The following is a 14,798-nucleotide window of genomic DNA, read 5'->3' as shown; positions in this document are numbered from 1 at the left end:
CGTTCCCGCAGGTGTCACCATGGACCTCATGAAGGGTCGCATCCTGGTGGTGGACGACGACACCGCCCTGTCCGAGATGATCGGCATCGTCCTGCGGGGCGAGGGCTTCGAGCCCTCCTTCTGCGCGGACGGCGACGAGGCCCTCGAGGCCTTCCGCTCCGTCCGGCCGGACCTCGTCCTGCTCGACCTCATGCTGCCGGGCAAGGACGGCATCGAGGTCTGTCGGCAGATCCGCGGGGAGTCCGGCGTCCCCATCGTCATGCTCACCGCCAAGAGCGACACCGTCGACATCGTGCTCGGCCTGGAGTCCGGCGCGGACGACTACGTGCCGAAGCCGTTCAAGCCCAAGGAGCTCGTCGCCCGGGTGCGCGCCCGCCTGCGCCGCAGCGACCAGCCGGTCCCCGAGGCGCTGACGATCGGCGACCTGACGATCGACGTCGCCGGGCACGCGGTGCGCCGTGGGGACGACCCGATCCCGCTGACGCCGCTGGAGTTCGACCTGCTCGTCGCGCTGGCGCGCAAGCCCTGGCAGGTGTTCACCCGCGAGGTCCTGCTGGAGCAGGTGTGGGGGTACCGCCACGCCGCCGACACCCGGCTGGTGAACGTCCACGTGCAGCGGCTCCGCTCGAAGATCGAGCACGACCCGGAGAAGCCGGAGATCGTGGTGACGGTCCGCGGGGTCGGCTACAAGGCAGGTCCGGCCTGAGGTGAGCCCGTCGCGTCCGCCGCGGCCGGTCCCGCGCTCGGCCCCGGCCCGGCTCCCCGCGGTGAGCCGGCTCGCGCGCTGGGTGGCGGTCCACGGGCGCACCGGCGCGGTGGCCGCCCGGCGGGCGTGGCGGCGCTCCCTGCAGCTGCGGGTCGTGGCAACCACCATGGTCCTGGGGCTGGTGGCGGTCAGCCTGGTGGCGGCCTTCCTGGCCGCGGAGATCAGCGACCGGCTGTTCGAGTCCCGCCGGGACCAGGCCGAGCTCGAGGCCGGTCGTGCCCTGGCCGAGTTCCGCGACTCGCTGGCCACGGCCCAGGTCGACACGCCCGCCCGGGTCCAGCAGTTCCTCAACGACTCCGTCCCGCTGCTGGCCCAGCCGGGGCTCCCGTCGGACCGCAGGGTGCTCCTCCTGCGCAGCCCGAACAACGACGGCGACGTGGTCCTGCTCGAGCTCGCGGGGCTCCCCAAGGACGTCGTCCCCGTCCAGCTGCGGGAGGCCCTGCGCTCGTCCACGGGGCAGTTCTCCCAGCCCGTCGCGATCCCCGAGGGCGACGGCACGGTGCCCGGCCTCGTGGTGGGGCAGCAGGTGGCCATCCCGCTGGCGGGCCCCTACGAGCTCTACTTCGTGTTCAGCCTGCAGCGCGAGCAGGAGACCCTGGAGGCCGTCCAACGGGTCCTGTTCGCCGGCGGCGCCGCGCTGGTCGTGCTGGTCGGTGCCGTCGCGTTCGTGGTCACCCGGCAGGTCGTGGCGCCGGTGCGGCAGGCCGCCGCCGTCGCCGGCCGGCTGTCCTCCGGACGCCTCGACGAGCGGATGGCCGAGCGCGGGGACGACGACCTCGCGCGGTTGGCGCGCTCGTTCAACGACATGGCCGGCAGCCTGCAGTCCCAGATCGAGCGGATGGAGGAGCTGTCCCGGCTCCAGCGCCGGTTCGTCTCCGACGTCTCCCACGAGCTGCGCACCCCGCTGACGACGATCCGGATGGCGGGGGAGGTGCTGCACGAGTCCCGGCACACGATGGACCCGGCGGTCCGCCGGTCGGCGGAGCTGCTCGCCACCCAGCTCGACCGGTTCGAGGAGCTGCTCGCGGACCTGCTGGAGATCAGCCGCTTCGACGCCGGCGCGGCGGCGCTGGAGGCCGAGCCCGCCGACGTCCGCGGTGTCGTGGACCGGGTCGTCGACCTGGCCCAGCCGCTCGCGGAGCGCAAGGGCATCGACCTGCGCACCTTCGTCCCGGACACCCCGTGCATGGCGGAGATCGACGCCCGGCGCGTGGAGCGGATCGTCCGCAACCTCGTGGTCAACGCCGTCGAGCACGGTGAGGGCCGGCCCGTGGACGTCCGGCTCGCCGCCGACGCGAACGCCGTCGCCGTGGTCGTCCGGGACCGCGGCGTCGGTCTGCGTCCGCAGGACGCCGAGCGCGTCTTCGACCGGTTCTGGCGGGCGGACCCCGCGAGGGCCCGCACGTCCGGCGGCACCGGCCTCGGTCTGGCCATCTCCCTGGAGGACGCGCACCTCCACGGGGGCACGCTGGAGGCGTGGGGCATGCCCGGTCAGGGCGCGTCGTTCCGGCTCACGCTGCCGCGCCGCGCCGGCGTGCAGGTGCACCGCTCGCCCCTGCCCCTGGTGCCGGTGGCGGCCGTCGGTCGAGCCGGTGGCGCGGCCGCACGGCCCACGCCCCGGCCGTCCGCGCGGCCGCCTGCACGGGGTGAACCGGCGACCGGTGGCCCGACGACCCTGCCCGTGGACGGCGCGGCCGCGCCGGCCCCAGCCGCGGGGTCCGCCGCGGGGTCCGCCGCGCGGTCCGCCGACGACGGACCGGCGGTGCGGCCGTGAGCCGGGCACGCCGTCGCCGACCGGTGAGGGGGCCGGTCCGCAAGCCGGTGCGGGGGCTGGTGGGGCGGCTGCCCCTGACGCTGGTCGCCGCGGTGTCGGCCGCCCTGCTCACCGCCTGCGCCACGATGCCGACGGACGGTCCCGTGGTGGAGGGGCGCAGCGGGGCGGAGGACCTCGCGGGGCTGTCCGTGATCGCCCCCGAGCCGGCGCGGGGCGCCTCGCCGCTGCAGATCGTCCAGGGGTTCGTCAACGCCGCGGTCGCCACCGAGCTCTCCGGCGGGACGGAGCGCGCCTACACGACGGCCCGCAGCTTCCTCACCTCGCGCCGGGCCGCGTCGTGGCAGCCGGACGCCGGCACCGTCGTCTACACCGGTGCGTCGCCCGACTACGACGTGGCCGACGCCGGCGCGGTCCCGGGCCCGGACGGCGCGCAGGCCGACGGACCGGACGCCGACCGGGCCGTCGTGACGGTGTCCGTGGGGGTGGCCGGCACCATCGACCCCGGTGGCCGGTGGACGGCCGCACCGCCCGGGACCACCCGGGAGACGACCATGACCGTGGTCCGGGAGGACGGCCAGTGGCGTGTCGACGAGGTCCCCGACGGGGTGCTCGTCGCCGAGTCCTACCTGGGCCTGACCTACTCCGCGCACGACCTGCACTTCCTGGAGCCGACCCGGCAGCTGATGGTGCGCGAGACGCGGTGGTTCCCGCGCCGCGCCAGCAACGCCACCGTCCTGACCCGCGAGCTGCTGGCCGGGCCGTCCCCGTGGTTGTCGGGTGCGGTCGTGAACGCCTTCCCCGAGGGGACGCGGCTGGCGCCGCCCGGCTCGGTCCGGATCGAGGACGGCGTGGCCTCGGTGGACCTCACGGCCGAGGCCCTCGACGCCTCGCCCGACCGGCGGGCGCTGATGCTGGGTCAGCTCAGGGCGACGCTGCTGCCGGTGTCCGGGGTCGACGACGTGGTGATCACCGTCAACGGCGGGCCGATCGAGGTGCCCGTCGTCCCCGCGGGGCTGTCGGCGGAGGCGCCGGTGGACCCGCGGGCCGTGGCCCTGGCGGGCGACACGATCGTGCTCGGCGCCGTGGGTGGCGCGGTCGAGCCCGTCCCCGACCTGCCGTCGCTCGCCGGGCTGGGCCCGTCGCACCCGGCGGTGAGCCACCCCCGCCAGCTGGTCGAGGTGCCCGAGCGGCGCTTCGCCGTCCTGACGGCCCAGCGCTCCCAGCTGCGGGTGCTCGCCCGCGGCGAGGTCGAAGTGCCGCCGCCGTCGGTGACGGCGGCGGACCTGACCCTTCCCTCCTTCGACCCCTACGGGTGGGTGTGGACGGCTGCAGCGGTCTCCGACGGCTCCGTGGCCGCGGTCGGCCCGGACGGCGGGGTGAGCCGGGTGAGCGCCCCCTGGCTGGCGGGCGAACGGGTCAGCTCCCTGCGACTGTCCCGGGACGGGGCCCGGGCGCTGGTCACCTCCACCGCGCCCGACGGTCGGGGCCGGGTGCGCGTCGCGGGCGTCGTCCGTGACGACGACCTGGTCCCCACCGCCCTGTCCCCCGAGGGCCCCCTGGTGGTGGCCCCGCACCTGGAGGTGGTGCAGGAGGCGGCGTGGCTGGCTCCCGGGCAGGCCGCCGTGCTGGGGCGGTCGGTCGACGGGTCCGACGTCCGGGTGCACCTGCTCAGGATCGGGTCGCCGTCGATGTCGTCGCTGTCCCACGCCCCGGGCGCCGTGGGCCTGGCCGGCGGCAACGGGCCGGGCTCGGTCCTGGTGTGGACGGTCGACGGGGTGCTGGAGCAGGCCGGCGCCACCTGGGTCCCCGCCCGCGGGCTCGGCGGGGCCCGGCAGGTGAGCTACCCCGGCTGAGCCCGGGGCGCCGGCCCGACGCCTGTCCACAGCGGGCGCCGGGCCCCCGACCGTCCACAGCCCGCGCCGGTGGGCTGGCGGCCCCTGCGAGCGCCCGCGAGGCTCACCGCCGTGGCACCACCTCCGTCCAGGGCTGCCGTGGGGCCGCCCGCGCCGGCACCCGCATCGTGCACGTCGCCTGGTCCAGGAGCCCTGCCGGACGCCGCGCGGTCGGCGGGGCGAGCGCTCGCCGCGCTGCTGCTGCCGACGGCGTGCGCCGGCTGCGACGCGCCCGACGTGACGCTGTGCCCCCCGTGCCGGGCGTTCCTGCCCACGGGGGCGCACCGGGTGCCGACGGCGGTGGCGGGCGCACCGCCCGCGTGGGCCGGGTGCGCCTACGAGGGGGTCGTCAGCCGTCTGCTGCTGCGCTGGAAGGACGACGGGCGGTCGGACCTGTCCGCCGCGCTGGGACGCAGCGCGGCAGAGGTCCTGCTCGACGCCGGGCGCCGCGGCGCCTTCGCGGCAACGGGTCGGCGGCCGCTGCACCTCGTGCCGGTCCCCTCGTCGCGGGCGGCGCGGCGGCGACGCGGAGCGGACCTGATCCGCGACCTCGCTCGCGCCCAGGCCGCGGCAGGCCGGTCCGCGGGACGGCGCACGCGCTGCCTGCCCGTGCTGCACCAGGCGCGCGGTGTCAGCGACCAGGCGGGGCTGGCCGCCGCCGACCGGCTGCTCAACGTCTCGGGCCGCCTGCGGCTGCGCACCGGGGCGTCGGTCGAGGGCCTGGACGTCGTGCTCGTCGACGACGTGCTGACCACCGGGGCCACCGCCGCGGCGGCCGCGGCCGTGCTGCGCGACGCCGGGGCGCGCGTGCACGCGGTCGTCGTCCTGGCCGCGACCCCGCGCCGCTCGGGGCGCCCGGACGCGGCCCCGGACGCGGCCCCGGACGCGGCCCCGGTCGACGCCCCGCACGGCCGGTGAGGCCGTTCGTGTCGGCGCGCCGCGCCCGGGCGGGCTCCGGCTGTCGGGGCCTGCGGCCGTGGACTACCGTCGTGCCATGACGGGCCCTGTCGCACCGAGGACGGTCGCCGGCCCGGCCCCGAAGCCGGCCGCGACCTCGCGGCGAGCGCCGCGCAGGGGGTGGTACGAGGCCGCCTGAGCCGCCGCGGGACGTCACCCCGCGCGCCGAGGTCGTCGGTCCGACGACCGGTACGAGTCAGCCCACACCAGGAGGACATCCGTGGACATCGTGGTCACCGCCCGGCACACCGAGGTCTCCGAGCGCTTCCGGCGCCACCTCGAGGAGAAGCTCGCCAAGGTCCAGCAGCTCGCGCCTCGCGTCCAGCGCGTCGAGGTCGCCGTGAGCCACGAGCCGAACCCTCGCCAGGCGCAGACCTCCGAGCGGGTGGAGATCACCGTACGGGTGAAGGGCCCGGTCATCCGGGCCGAGGCGTGCGCCGACGACCCGTACGCCGCACTCGACCTGGCGCAGGAGAAGCTCCTCGAGCGGCTCCGGCGCGCCCGCGACCGCCGCAAGGTCCACCACGGCCGGCACGCGCCGTCGAGCATCCGCGAGCCCGGCGCCGCCGGTGCGGCGGCGGCGGCCCTCAACGGCGCGCCCGCAGGGCAGGACGAGGAGCCGGACGACGGCTGGGGCGACTCGCCGGTCGTGATCCGCGAGAAGGACCACCCCGCCCGGCCGATGACCCTCGACGACGCCCTGTACGAGATGGAGCTCGTCGGCCACGACTTCTACCTGTACGTGGACGCCGACACGGGTCGACCGTCCGTCGTGTACCGGCGCCGGGGGTGGAGCTACGGCGTCATCCGGCTCGAGGCGGGTGCCGGGGCCGCCCCGGCGCAGGACGCGCCGGACGAGCTGCAGGAGCAGACCGCCGGCTGACGGCGCCGCCCCGCCGTCGGCGCGGGCGGTCCGACGCCGCCTGCGACCGCCGTCCCGGCCCGTCAGCACCCAGGTGCCCGGTCTCGCCAGCCGGCGGGTGGGGCACCGGGGTGCGGACGGGTGGCAGGATCGGGCGGGACACAGGTCCGACGAGGGGGTGCTCGTGGCCGAGGACGGCGCGGTGGGCGACAGGCGACCGCCGGGAGGCAGCAGCGACGCGGAGCCCATCCGTGTGCTCGTCGCCGACGACCACGCCCTGTACCGGCGCGGGCTGGAGATGGTGCTGTCCGCCGAGCCGGACATCGAGATCGTCGGCGAGGCGGGCGACGGGGCCGAGGCGGTCGCCCGGGCGGAGCAGCTCCTGCCCGACGTCGTCCTCATGGACATCCGGATGCCGCGCCGGTCCGGCATCGAGGCGTGCTCGGCGATCAAGGACGTCGCCCCGAGCACCAAGATCGTCATCCTGACGATCAGCGACGAGGAGTCTGACCTCTTCCAGGCGGTCCGGGCCGGAGCGAACGGCTACCTGCTCAAGGACGTCCCCGGCGAGGACGTGGCGGACGGCATCCGCGCCGTCGTCTCGGGGCAGTCGCTGATCTCCCCCTCGATGGCCGGCGCCCTGCTGCAGGAGTTCGCGGCCCTCAGCCGCCGGGCGGAGTCCCGGGCGCCCGTCCCGGTGCCCAGGCTCACCGACCGCGAGCTCGAGGTGCTGCGGCTGGTGGCCCGGGGCATGGCGAACCGGGACATCGCCGCGGAGCTCTTCATCTCCGAGAACACCGTGAAGAACCACGTCCGCAACATCCTGGAGAAGCTGCAGCTGCACTCCCGGATGGAGGCCGTCGTCTACGCCGTGCGCGAGAAGATCCTCGACCTCTCCTGAAGGGCGCCTCAGACCCGGGGCAGCACCGCGCGCAGCGCGGGGGAGAGGTCACCCGCCCCCGCCACCTCGACGTCGTCCAGGTCGAGCCAGGACGCGACGTCCCGCAGCTCGGCCGCGAGCGCCTCCGGGACCTGCGGCGCGGTCGCCGGGTCGAGCGGCTCGGCCCAGGCCGACTGCACGAGCAGCCGCCGACCGGGGCGGTCGGCCTTGAGGTCGACCCGGGCGACGAGGCGGTCCCCGAGCGCGAAGGGCAGCACGTAGTACCCGTGCACCCGCCGTTCCCGTGGCACGTAGATCTCGATCCGGTAGCGGAAGCCGAACAGCTCCTCGGTGCGTCGTCGGTCGAACACCAGCGGGTCGAAGGGGGCGACGAGCGCGCGGGCGGTGACGGCGCGCGGGACACGCGCGTCGCGGTGCAGGTAGGCCGCCCGGGGCCACCCCTCCACCGTCACCGGGTGCAGGACGCCGGCCTCGACCAGCTCCCCGACGGCCACCGCCCCCTGTGCGGGCCGCAGCCGGAAGTAGTCGCGCAGGGACGACGCCGTCGCCACCCCGTGCGCCCTGGCCGCGATCTCCACCAGCGCGCGCACGGCGTCCGCCTCCGGGAGGTCCGGGGCCTGGTGCACCTCGGCCGGCAGGACGCGCTCGGGGACGTCGAGCCTGCGCTCGAAGGCGGGGGTGCGGCCGGCCGAGGTGAGGCGGCCGGCCCAGAAGAGGTACTCGCAGGCGCCCTTGACGACCGACCAGTTCCACCCCCACTGCCCCTCGTGCATGGGTACCTCGTGCTCGAGCGCCGCCCCGACCTCGCTCGCCGTGCACGGGCCGTGGGCGCGCACGTGCGCCAGGACGGCGTCGACGACCTCGGGGTGCTCGCGCGCCGCGCGCAGCGCCCAGCCCCAGGCGTACGACTCGTGGCCGTGCATCCGCCAGCGCAGCAGCCGGTGCGTCGACGGGGCCACGAGGGACGCCTCGTGCGCCCAGTACTCGACGAGGCGCCGGGGTGGCCGGGACGTCATCCGGTCCAGGACGGCGAGGTCGTAGGGGCCGAGCCGGCTGAAGAAGGGCAGGTGGTGCGCCCGGGTCAGCACGTTGACGGAATCGACCTGGACGACGCCGACGCGGTCGACGACGCCCTGCAGGTGGCGCGCCGTGACCGGCCCGGCAGGACGTGCCCGGGCCAGTCCCTGGGCGTGCAGGGCCACCCGCCGCGCCTGCGCGGCGGACAGCCGCTCCCGCGGGCGCCGCACCCGCGGGTCCTGGTGCGCTGCGCTCACCTCAGCGCCGCCGGGTGCACCCACGCCTGCTCCATCTCCTCGACCAGCAGGTCGAACCGGCGGAAGTCGCGCACCGAGCCGTCCCGCAGCCGCTCCGCCCGCCGGTCGCGCCCCACCTCGGTGAAACCGGCCGCCAGCGCGACCCGCGCCGAGGCCTCGTTGCCGTCGGCGACCCTGAGCATGACCCGCGTCAGCCCCAGACCGCCCTCCTCGGGTGCCAGCAGCGCGTGCCTGCTGACCGCCCGGACGGCCCGCTGCATGACACGGCGGCCGCGGGCGTCGGGGTGCGTCCAGTACCCGACCTCGCCGGCCCCGCGCTCCGCGCGCAGTCCCATGAGCCCGACCTGCGCGAGCAGGACGTCGTCGTCCACGTCCGCCACGCCCCAGTAGATGCCGTCACCCGAGGCGTTCTGCTCGGGCCGGCTCTCGAGGTACCAGCGCGCGTCCTCGACCGTGTACGGCGACGGCAGTTGCGGCAGCCACGCCTGGGTGGTGGGGTCGGCGCAGGCTTCCGCGACCCGCTCGACGTCCTCGGGGCGGTTGCGGCGCAGGCGCAGGTCGCCCACGACCAGCTCGGGGACGTCCAGCCAGGCGGACGTCGGCCGGGTCGGCTCGCCGCGTCGCAGCGAGCCGACCCACGCGTCCTGGCGCCCGTCCGGGTGGGGCAGCAGGCCTCGCACCCGACCCTCCACGGTGAAGCCGCACGCCCACGCGACCCGGCGCGAGGGCCAGTTGCCCACGGCCGCTCGCCAGTGCACGACCTCCACGGGCAGCGCGTCGAACGCCCAGGCGAGCAGCAGCCTCACGGCGGCCGCGGCCACCCCGCGGCCGCGGGAGGCCGGAGTCAGGCCGTAGCCGACCTCGGCGCCGCCGCGGCCGTCCGGCCGCAGGGTCGTGCCGCCGGCGAAGCGGCCGTCGTGCTCGACCGCGAGCGCGAGCCAGGACCCCTCCGCCCAGCCGGCGGCGGCCCGTTCGACGTACCGCGTCGCGTCGTCCGTCCCGTAGGGACGCGGCAGCCCGCCGACCCAGCGGGTGGTGGTCGCGTCGCGGCACTGCTCGACGACGTGCGGGACGTCGTCCGGCCGGTAGGGGCGCAGCCGCACCGTGCCGTCGCCGCCGGTCAGCTCGGGTGCGTCCACGGGCACACCCTGCCGACTGCGCGCGAGCGCGGCAACGCCGTCGGCGTGGCGGTCCGGCGGCCGCGGCGGGCGCAGGTGGCCCGCGGCGGGTGCGGTCCCCGTACGATGACGACGCCGCACCCGTGCGGCACCCGCAGCCCGCGGGAGAGCCTCGACCGACTTGGGAGTGTCCGCGTGCCGATCCTCGAGAAGCTGCTGCGAGTCGGAGAGGGCCGGGTCCTCAAGAAGCTGCAGGGCTACGCCGACCAGGTGAACGCCCTCGAGGAGGACTTCGTCAAGCTCTCGGACGCCGAGCTGCGGGAGGAGACCGACAGGTTCCGCGAGCGCATCGCCGACGGCGAGAAGCTCGACCACCTGCTGCCCGAGGCCTTCGCGAACGTCCGTGAGGCCGCGAAGCGCTCCCTGGGCCAGCGGCACTTCGACGTCCAGCTCATGGGCGGTGCGGCGCTGCACCTCGGCAACATCGCCGAGATGAAGACCGGTGAGGGCAAGACGCTGGTGGCCACCGCGCCGGCCTACCTCAACGCGCTGACGGGCAAGGGCGTCCACGTCGTCACGACCAACGACTACCTCGCGCAGTACCAGAGCGACCTGATGGGGCGCGTCTTCCGCTTCCTCGGGGTGACCTCCGGGTGCGTCCTGGACGGCATGCGCCCGGACGAGCGGCGCGACCAGTACGGGGCGGACATCACCTACGGCACGAACACCCAGTTCGGCTTCGACTACCTGCGCGACAACATGGCCTGGAACGTCGGCGACCTGGTGCAGCGCGGTCACCACTTCTCCATCGTCGACGAGGTGGACTCCATCCTCATCGACGAGGCCAGGACCCCCTTGATCATCTCCGGCCCGGCGCAGGGTGACGCCACCCGCTGGTACTCGGAGTTCGCGAAGATCGTGCAGCGGCTGCGCCGCGAGGTCGACTACGAGGTCGACGAGAAGAAGCGGACGGTCGGCATCCACGAGTCGGGGATCGAGAAGGTGGAGGACTACCTCGGCATCGAGAACCTTTACGACTCGGTCAACACCCCGTACGTCGGCTACCTCAACAACGCCGTCAAGGCCAAGGAGCTGTTCAAGCGCGACAAGGACTACGTCGTCGCCAACGGCGAGGTCATGATCGTCGACGAGCACACCGGCCGGATGCTCAAGGGCCGCCGGTACAACGAGGGCATGCACCAGGCCATCGAGGCCAAGGAGGGCGTGCAGATCAAGGCCGAGAACCAGACGCTGGCCACGATCACCCTGCAGAACTACTTCCGCCTGTACGACAAGCTGTCGGGGATGACCGGTACGGCGATGACCGAGTCGGCCGAGTTCCAGCAGATCTACAAGCTCGGCGTCATCCCGATCCCGACCAACCGGCCGATGCAGAGGGTGGACCAGGCTGACCTGGTCTACAAGACCGAGGTGTCGAAGTTCGACGCGGTCGCTGACGACATCGCGGAGCGGCACGAGAAGGGCCAGCCGGTGCTGGTGGGCACCGTGAGCGTGGAGAAGTCGGAGTACCTCTCCCGCAAGCTCCACGAGCGCCGCATCCCGCACGAGGTGCTCAACGCCAAGCAGCACGCCCGGGAGGCGGCGATCGTCTCGATGGCCGGCCGCAAGGGCGCGGTCACCGTGGCGACGAACATGGCCGGTCGAGGCACCGACATCATGCTCGGCGGCAACGCCGAGTTCCTCGCCGTCCAGGCGCTCGCGGACGCCGGGCTGGACCCGAACGACGACCCGGAGGAGTACGAGGCGGCCTGGCCCAAGGCGCTCGAGGAGGCCCAGCAGCAGGTGGCCGACGAGCACGACGAGGTCCGCGACCTCGGCGGCCTCTACGTCCTGGGGACCGAGCGGCACGAGTCCCGGCGCATCGACAACCAGCTGCGCGGTCGGTCCGGGCGCCAGGGCGACCCGGGGGAGTCGCGGTTCTACCTGTCGCTGACCGACGACCTGATGCGGCTGTTCAACTCCCAGGTGGCCGAGTCGCTGCTCAGCCGCGCGGGTATCCCGGACGACGTGCCCCTGGAGTCGAAGATGGTGTCGCGGGCGATCCAGTCCGCCCAGTCGCAGGTCGAGGCGCGCAACTTCGAGATCCGCAAGAACGTCCTGAAGTACGACGACGTCCTGAACCGGCAGCGCGAGGTCATCTACGCCGAGCGCCGCCGCGTGCTGGAGGGCGCGGACCTGCACGAGCAGGTCCGGCACTTCATCGACGACGTCGTGACGGGCTACGTGCAGGCGGCGACCTCCGACGGCTTCGCCGAGGACTGGGACCTGGAGCAGCTGTTCTCCGCGCTGCGGACGCTGTACCCCGTGTCCATCACCGAGGAGGAGCTCGTCGAGGCGGCCGGGGACCGGGCCGGTCTCACCGCGCCGATGATGGTCGAGGAGTTCACCTCGGACGCCCAGCACGCCTACGACCGGCGTGAGGAGCAGGTCGGTCCCGAGGCGATGCGCGAGCTCGAGCGCCGCGTCGTCCTGTCGGTGCTGGACCGCAAGTGGCGCGAGCACCTGTACGAGATGGACTACCTGCAGGAGGGCATCTCCCTGCGGGCGATGGCCCAGCGGGACCCGCTGGTCGAGTACCAGCGGGAGGGGTTCCAGCTGTACCAGGCGATGACGGAGGCCATCAAGGAGGAGTCCGTCGGCTTCCTGTTCAACCTCGAGGTCCAGGTGGCGCAGCCTGCCGAGGGCGAGGAGCCCGGGGAGCACCCCGAGGAGGAGACCCCCAAGGTCATCGCGAAGGGTCTCGACGACGGCGGCCGGGTCCAGCGGCTGCAGTACACGGCGCCGACGGTGGACGGCGAGGGTGGCGTCGAGGTGCGCGGTGAGGACGAGGACGGCGAGGCCGTCGGCGCCGACGGCAACCGCGCGCAGCGGCGGGCGAGGAAGAAGCGCCGCTGACAGGTGGTGCACCGCGGGCCGGGACGGAGGCGACCCCGCCCGGGCGGACGAACGTCAGGGGGTCCTCCCCGTCGACGCCGTTGGCTCAGCCGACCTCGACGGCGGTGGCGCGCCAGCGGTGGTCCATGCCCTCGAGCCGGACGGCGACGGCGCGGGCACGACCCCTGCTGATGACCACGGCGGCGCCCTCGACCACTCCGTCAGCGGGCTGGCACACACGCACGGCGCGCACCACCGCAGGGCGGGCGGCGCGCGTCTCCTCGCGCCGGCGCATGCGGGCCGCCAGGGCGGCGCGCCGCGTGATGCCCGCGTGGACGTCGGAGGCGAGCCAGCGGGTCAGCTGGGCGACGGGGCGGGTGCCGTCGAGCACCTCCACGACCGCCCGCACCAGCGTCGTGCAGAAGGCCTCCGGGTCGGGGAGGTCCTCGGTGCTCGTCGGTTGCGGGCCGAACACCGGGTCGAGCTCGGCGTCCGGCTGCCTGGCGGAGCTGAAGCTCAGCGCCAGGACGCCCTGACCCGCCGGCGGCGTCCACGGCCGCTCGACGGTCGGCATCCGCAACGGCTCCGGCTCGCTGACGGGGACGGGCAGCACGCGGACGGGCGGGGTGTCGGTGCTGGCTGTGCGGGTCACGACGACTCTCCTGGCTGGGTGCGGGCCCGGCGGACGGTGCTCACGGGGTCGGTGGTCTGTCAGCGTGCTGGGGCTCATGGGGTCGCGCCGGCGGGGGGCTGCAGGCGCTGACCTGGCTCGATGTGGTCCGGATCGGGACCGATGACGGCGCGGTTCGCCTCGTGCCAGCGCGGCCACTCGGCAGCGACCTGCGCGGCTGTGGCGTCAGGACCGAGATGACGGGCGCAGACGTCCCAGAGGGTGTCCCCACGGCGTACGACCACCTCATGGTCGTCCATGGTGACAGGTCGGCCGCGGTCCAGCCCGAGGTCCGGGGCGGCGGACACCACCTGCTGGGTGGGTCGCACGGGCGTCCACCCTGGAGCGTGCGCGTCAGCCTGGTCGCCGGGGTGGGCCTCCACGACGCGCCCGAGGTCACCTGCCGGGTGCGCCGCGGGAGCGGAGCCCGAGCCGCTGCCGCGAGGCGACGGGTGCTCGGTCGCCGGTGGCGCAGGCAGCGGACGCGCCGGCACGGGAGGCGCCTGCGTCGTCGTCGCCGCCGGCCAGGAGGGGGTCACCCCGGGCCGCCCGGCGTCGGGCCCGGACGCCGGCGGCGGCAACACCGGGCCCGGCGGTGCCGGGGCCGACGTGCCGGTCGGCGGCCCGTCCGGGGAGGGTCCGGCTGACGCGCTGGCGGTCGGCGCCGGCGCGGTGGTGCCGGCGCCGTCGCCGAGGTCGCGCAGCACCTCGCCCGGCCACCCCGGGGCGACGGCGGCGGGACGCGTCGGCCCCGGGTCCGCCGGTGGCGACGCCGAGGCGGTGGCCGGCAGGGCGGTCGAGGCGACCACGGAGACCCCGAGCACCGCGCTCGCCAGGAGGCGCACCGGATGGGGCAGCGAGCGGGCGAGCAGCTGCGGTGCGCCGTCGGGTCCGGCGCCCTCGCGTGCGCACCGCGCGCCGACGACGGCGAGACGCACGAGGGCGGTGCCCCACCACGCCGCGATCAGGCCGAGCACGACGGCAGCGCCGCGGGCGACGACCTGGTCGAGCGCCGCGGTGACGGAGACGGGCAGGGGGCCGGCCGTGAGCGCCCACCACGAGGCGACGCCCCCGAGACCGCAGATCAGCGCGCCGACGGCCGCGAGGGCGGCGCAGCGCAGCGCGAACGCGGTGGAGGCCGTGTTTGGTGCTGTTTGGTGCACGTAGGTGACCTTAGCGCTCGCATGGCTCTGGGCGGGACGTCGTGATCGCCCTGTGGACGGTCCGCCGGTCCGCCAGTCCGGCGGCTGCGACAGGTTCGGCGCAGAGCAGTGAAGCCGGTTCCCCGGGTCCGACGGCGAGGCTCGTCTACCGGCCGGCGCTCGCGGGCGCGCAGCGAGGCCGACGGCCAGCCCGGCCCGGCGGTGCTCGCGGGCGTCCTCTCGACAGGCCGTCTCCGCGAGCGGCCGGGGGATTTGGCGGTGACCGCAGGGGCTGCTAACGTTCTCGACGCGCCGCAGGGAAGGCACGGACACCGCGAGGTGGCCGGTTCCGGGTGGCGATCCTCCACTGGCCGCACCGCTCTTGGTGCGCCGGGGCCCACGCGGTCTGCGCGGGTCTTCAGGGCCGGTGGGAGGTGCTAGAATTGCGGAAGGTTGCCCCCGGGGCCGGTCGAGGGACTGGTGGTGGGTGTGCGTCCGTTCCTTGAGAACTCAACAGCGTGCCAAGTAGTCAATGCCAAATTATCCC

The 14,798-nt window shown here is 75.2% G+C and carries 11 protein-coding genes; 7 read left to right on the top strand and 4 right to left on the bottom strand.

The window, feature by feature from the left end; genetic code table 11:
• Nucleotides 1-28 precede the first annotated feature (28 nt).
• The 6 genes from mtrA to ACYVQV_RS09565 all read left to right on the top strand — a co-directional run bounded on the left by mtrA (nucleotide 29) and on the right by ACYVQV_RS09565 (nucleotide 7,152).
• Entirely contained in the window at nucleotides 29-706 is a 678-nt protein-coding gene (gene mtrA, locus ACYVQV_RS09590) for an MtrAB system response regulator MtrA (protein WP_461023056.1), read from the top strand.
• A 61-nt stretch (nucleotides 707-767) separates the two neighbouring features.
• Complete coding sequence (gene mtrB / locus ACYVQV_RS09585) at nucleotides 768-2,540, top strand: MtrAB system histidine kinase MtrB (RefSeq protein ID WP_461023055.1); 1,773 nt, start codon at nucleotides 768-770, stop codon at nucleotides 2,538-2,540.
• Nucleotides 2,541-2,563: 23 nt separating this feature from the next.
• Nucleotides 2,564-4,393: an LpqB family beta-propeller domain-containing protein gene (locus tag ACYVQV_RS09580; protein ID WP_461023054.1), complete on the top strand. Its 1,830-nt coding sequence runs from the start codon at nucleotides 2,564-2,566 to the stop codon at nucleotides 4,391-4,393.
• Nucleotides 4,394-4,669: 276 nt separating this feature from the next.
• Nucleotides 4,670-5,350, top strand: a complete 681-nt coding sequence (locus ACYVQV_RS09575; RefSeq protein ID WP_461023053.1) for a phosphoribosyltransferase family protein — start codon at nucleotides 4,670-4,672, stop codon at nucleotides 5,348-5,350.
• Between the two features lie 259 nt (nucleotides 5,351-5,609).
• Nucleotides 5,610-6,272 (top strand): ribosome hibernation-promoting factor, HPF/YfiA family, encoded by a 663-nt coding sequence (gene hpf, locus ACYVQV_RS09570; protein ID WP_461023052.1) that lies wholly within the window; start codon nucleotides 5,610-5,612, stop codon nucleotides 6,270-6,272.
• Nucleotides 6,273-6,429: 157 nt separating this feature from the next.
• Nucleotides 6,430-7,152 carry a response regulator gene (locus ACYVQV_RS09565; RefSeq protein WP_461023051.1) on the top strand — a complete coding sequence of 241 codons (723 nt, stop codon included), beginning with the start codon at nucleotides 6,430-6,432 and terminating at the stop codon, nucleotides 7,150-7,152.
• An 8-nt stretch (nucleotides 7,153-7,160) separates the two neighbouring features.
• On the opposite strand, the gene ACYVQV_RS09560 is transcribed toward ACYVQV_RS09565, so the two are convergent.
• Nucleotides 7,161-8,426 (bottom strand): winged helix-turn-helix domain-containing protein, encoded by a 1,266-nt coding sequence (locus tag ACYVQV_RS09560; RefSeq protein WP_461023050.1) that lies wholly within the window; start codon nucleotides 8,424-8,426, stop codon nucleotides 7,161-7,163.
• Nucleotides 8,423-9,565, bottom strand: a complete 1,143-nt coding sequence (locus tag ACYVQV_RS09555) for a GNAT family N-acetyltransferase (protein ID WP_461023049.1) — start codon at nucleotides 9,563-9,565, stop codon at nucleotides 8,423-8,425. Before ACYVQV_RS09555 ends, ACYVQV_RS09560 begins: the two co-directional genes overlap by 4 nt.
• 174 nt (nucleotides 9,566-9,739) lie before the next feature.
• On the opposite strand from ACYVQV_RS09555, the gene secA reads away from it, so the two are divergent.
• A complete protein-coding gene (secA, locus tag ACYVQV_RS09550; protein ID WP_461023048.1) occupies nucleotides 9,740-12,460 on the top strand; it encodes a preprotein translocase subunit SecA in 2,721 nt (906 codons plus the stop codon).
• Nucleotides 12,461-12,545: 85 nt separating this feature from the next.
• Here secA and ACYVQV_RS09545 read toward each other — a convergent pair whose 3' ends face one another.
• A complete protein-coding gene (locus ACYVQV_RS09545) occupies nucleotides 12,546-13,091 on the bottom strand; it encodes an Rv3235 family protein (protein ID WP_461023047.1) in 546 nt (181 codons plus the stop codon).
• A gap of 74 nt (nucleotides 13,092-13,165) precedes the next feature.
• The gene (locus ACYVQV_RS09540; protein ID WP_461023046.1) at nucleotides 13,166-14,272 is read right to left on the bottom strand and encodes a LysM peptidoglycan-binding domain-containing protein; all 1,107 of its coding nucleotides are present in this window, start codon (nucleotides 14,270-14,272) and stop codon (nucleotides 13,166-13,168) included.
• Nucleotides 14,273-14,798 lie beyond the last annotated feature (526 nt).

The sequence above is a fragment of the Thalassiella azotivora genome (genome assembly GCF_054781695.1).
This window is presented reverse-complemented; position numbering and strand designations above follow the sequence as displayed.

What these genes read in the sequence shown, in the direction of transcription:
- mtrA (WP_461023056.1), top strand. Translation starts at nt 29, where the DNA reads ATGAAGGGTCGCATCCTGGTGGTGGACGACGACACCGCCCTGTCCGAG.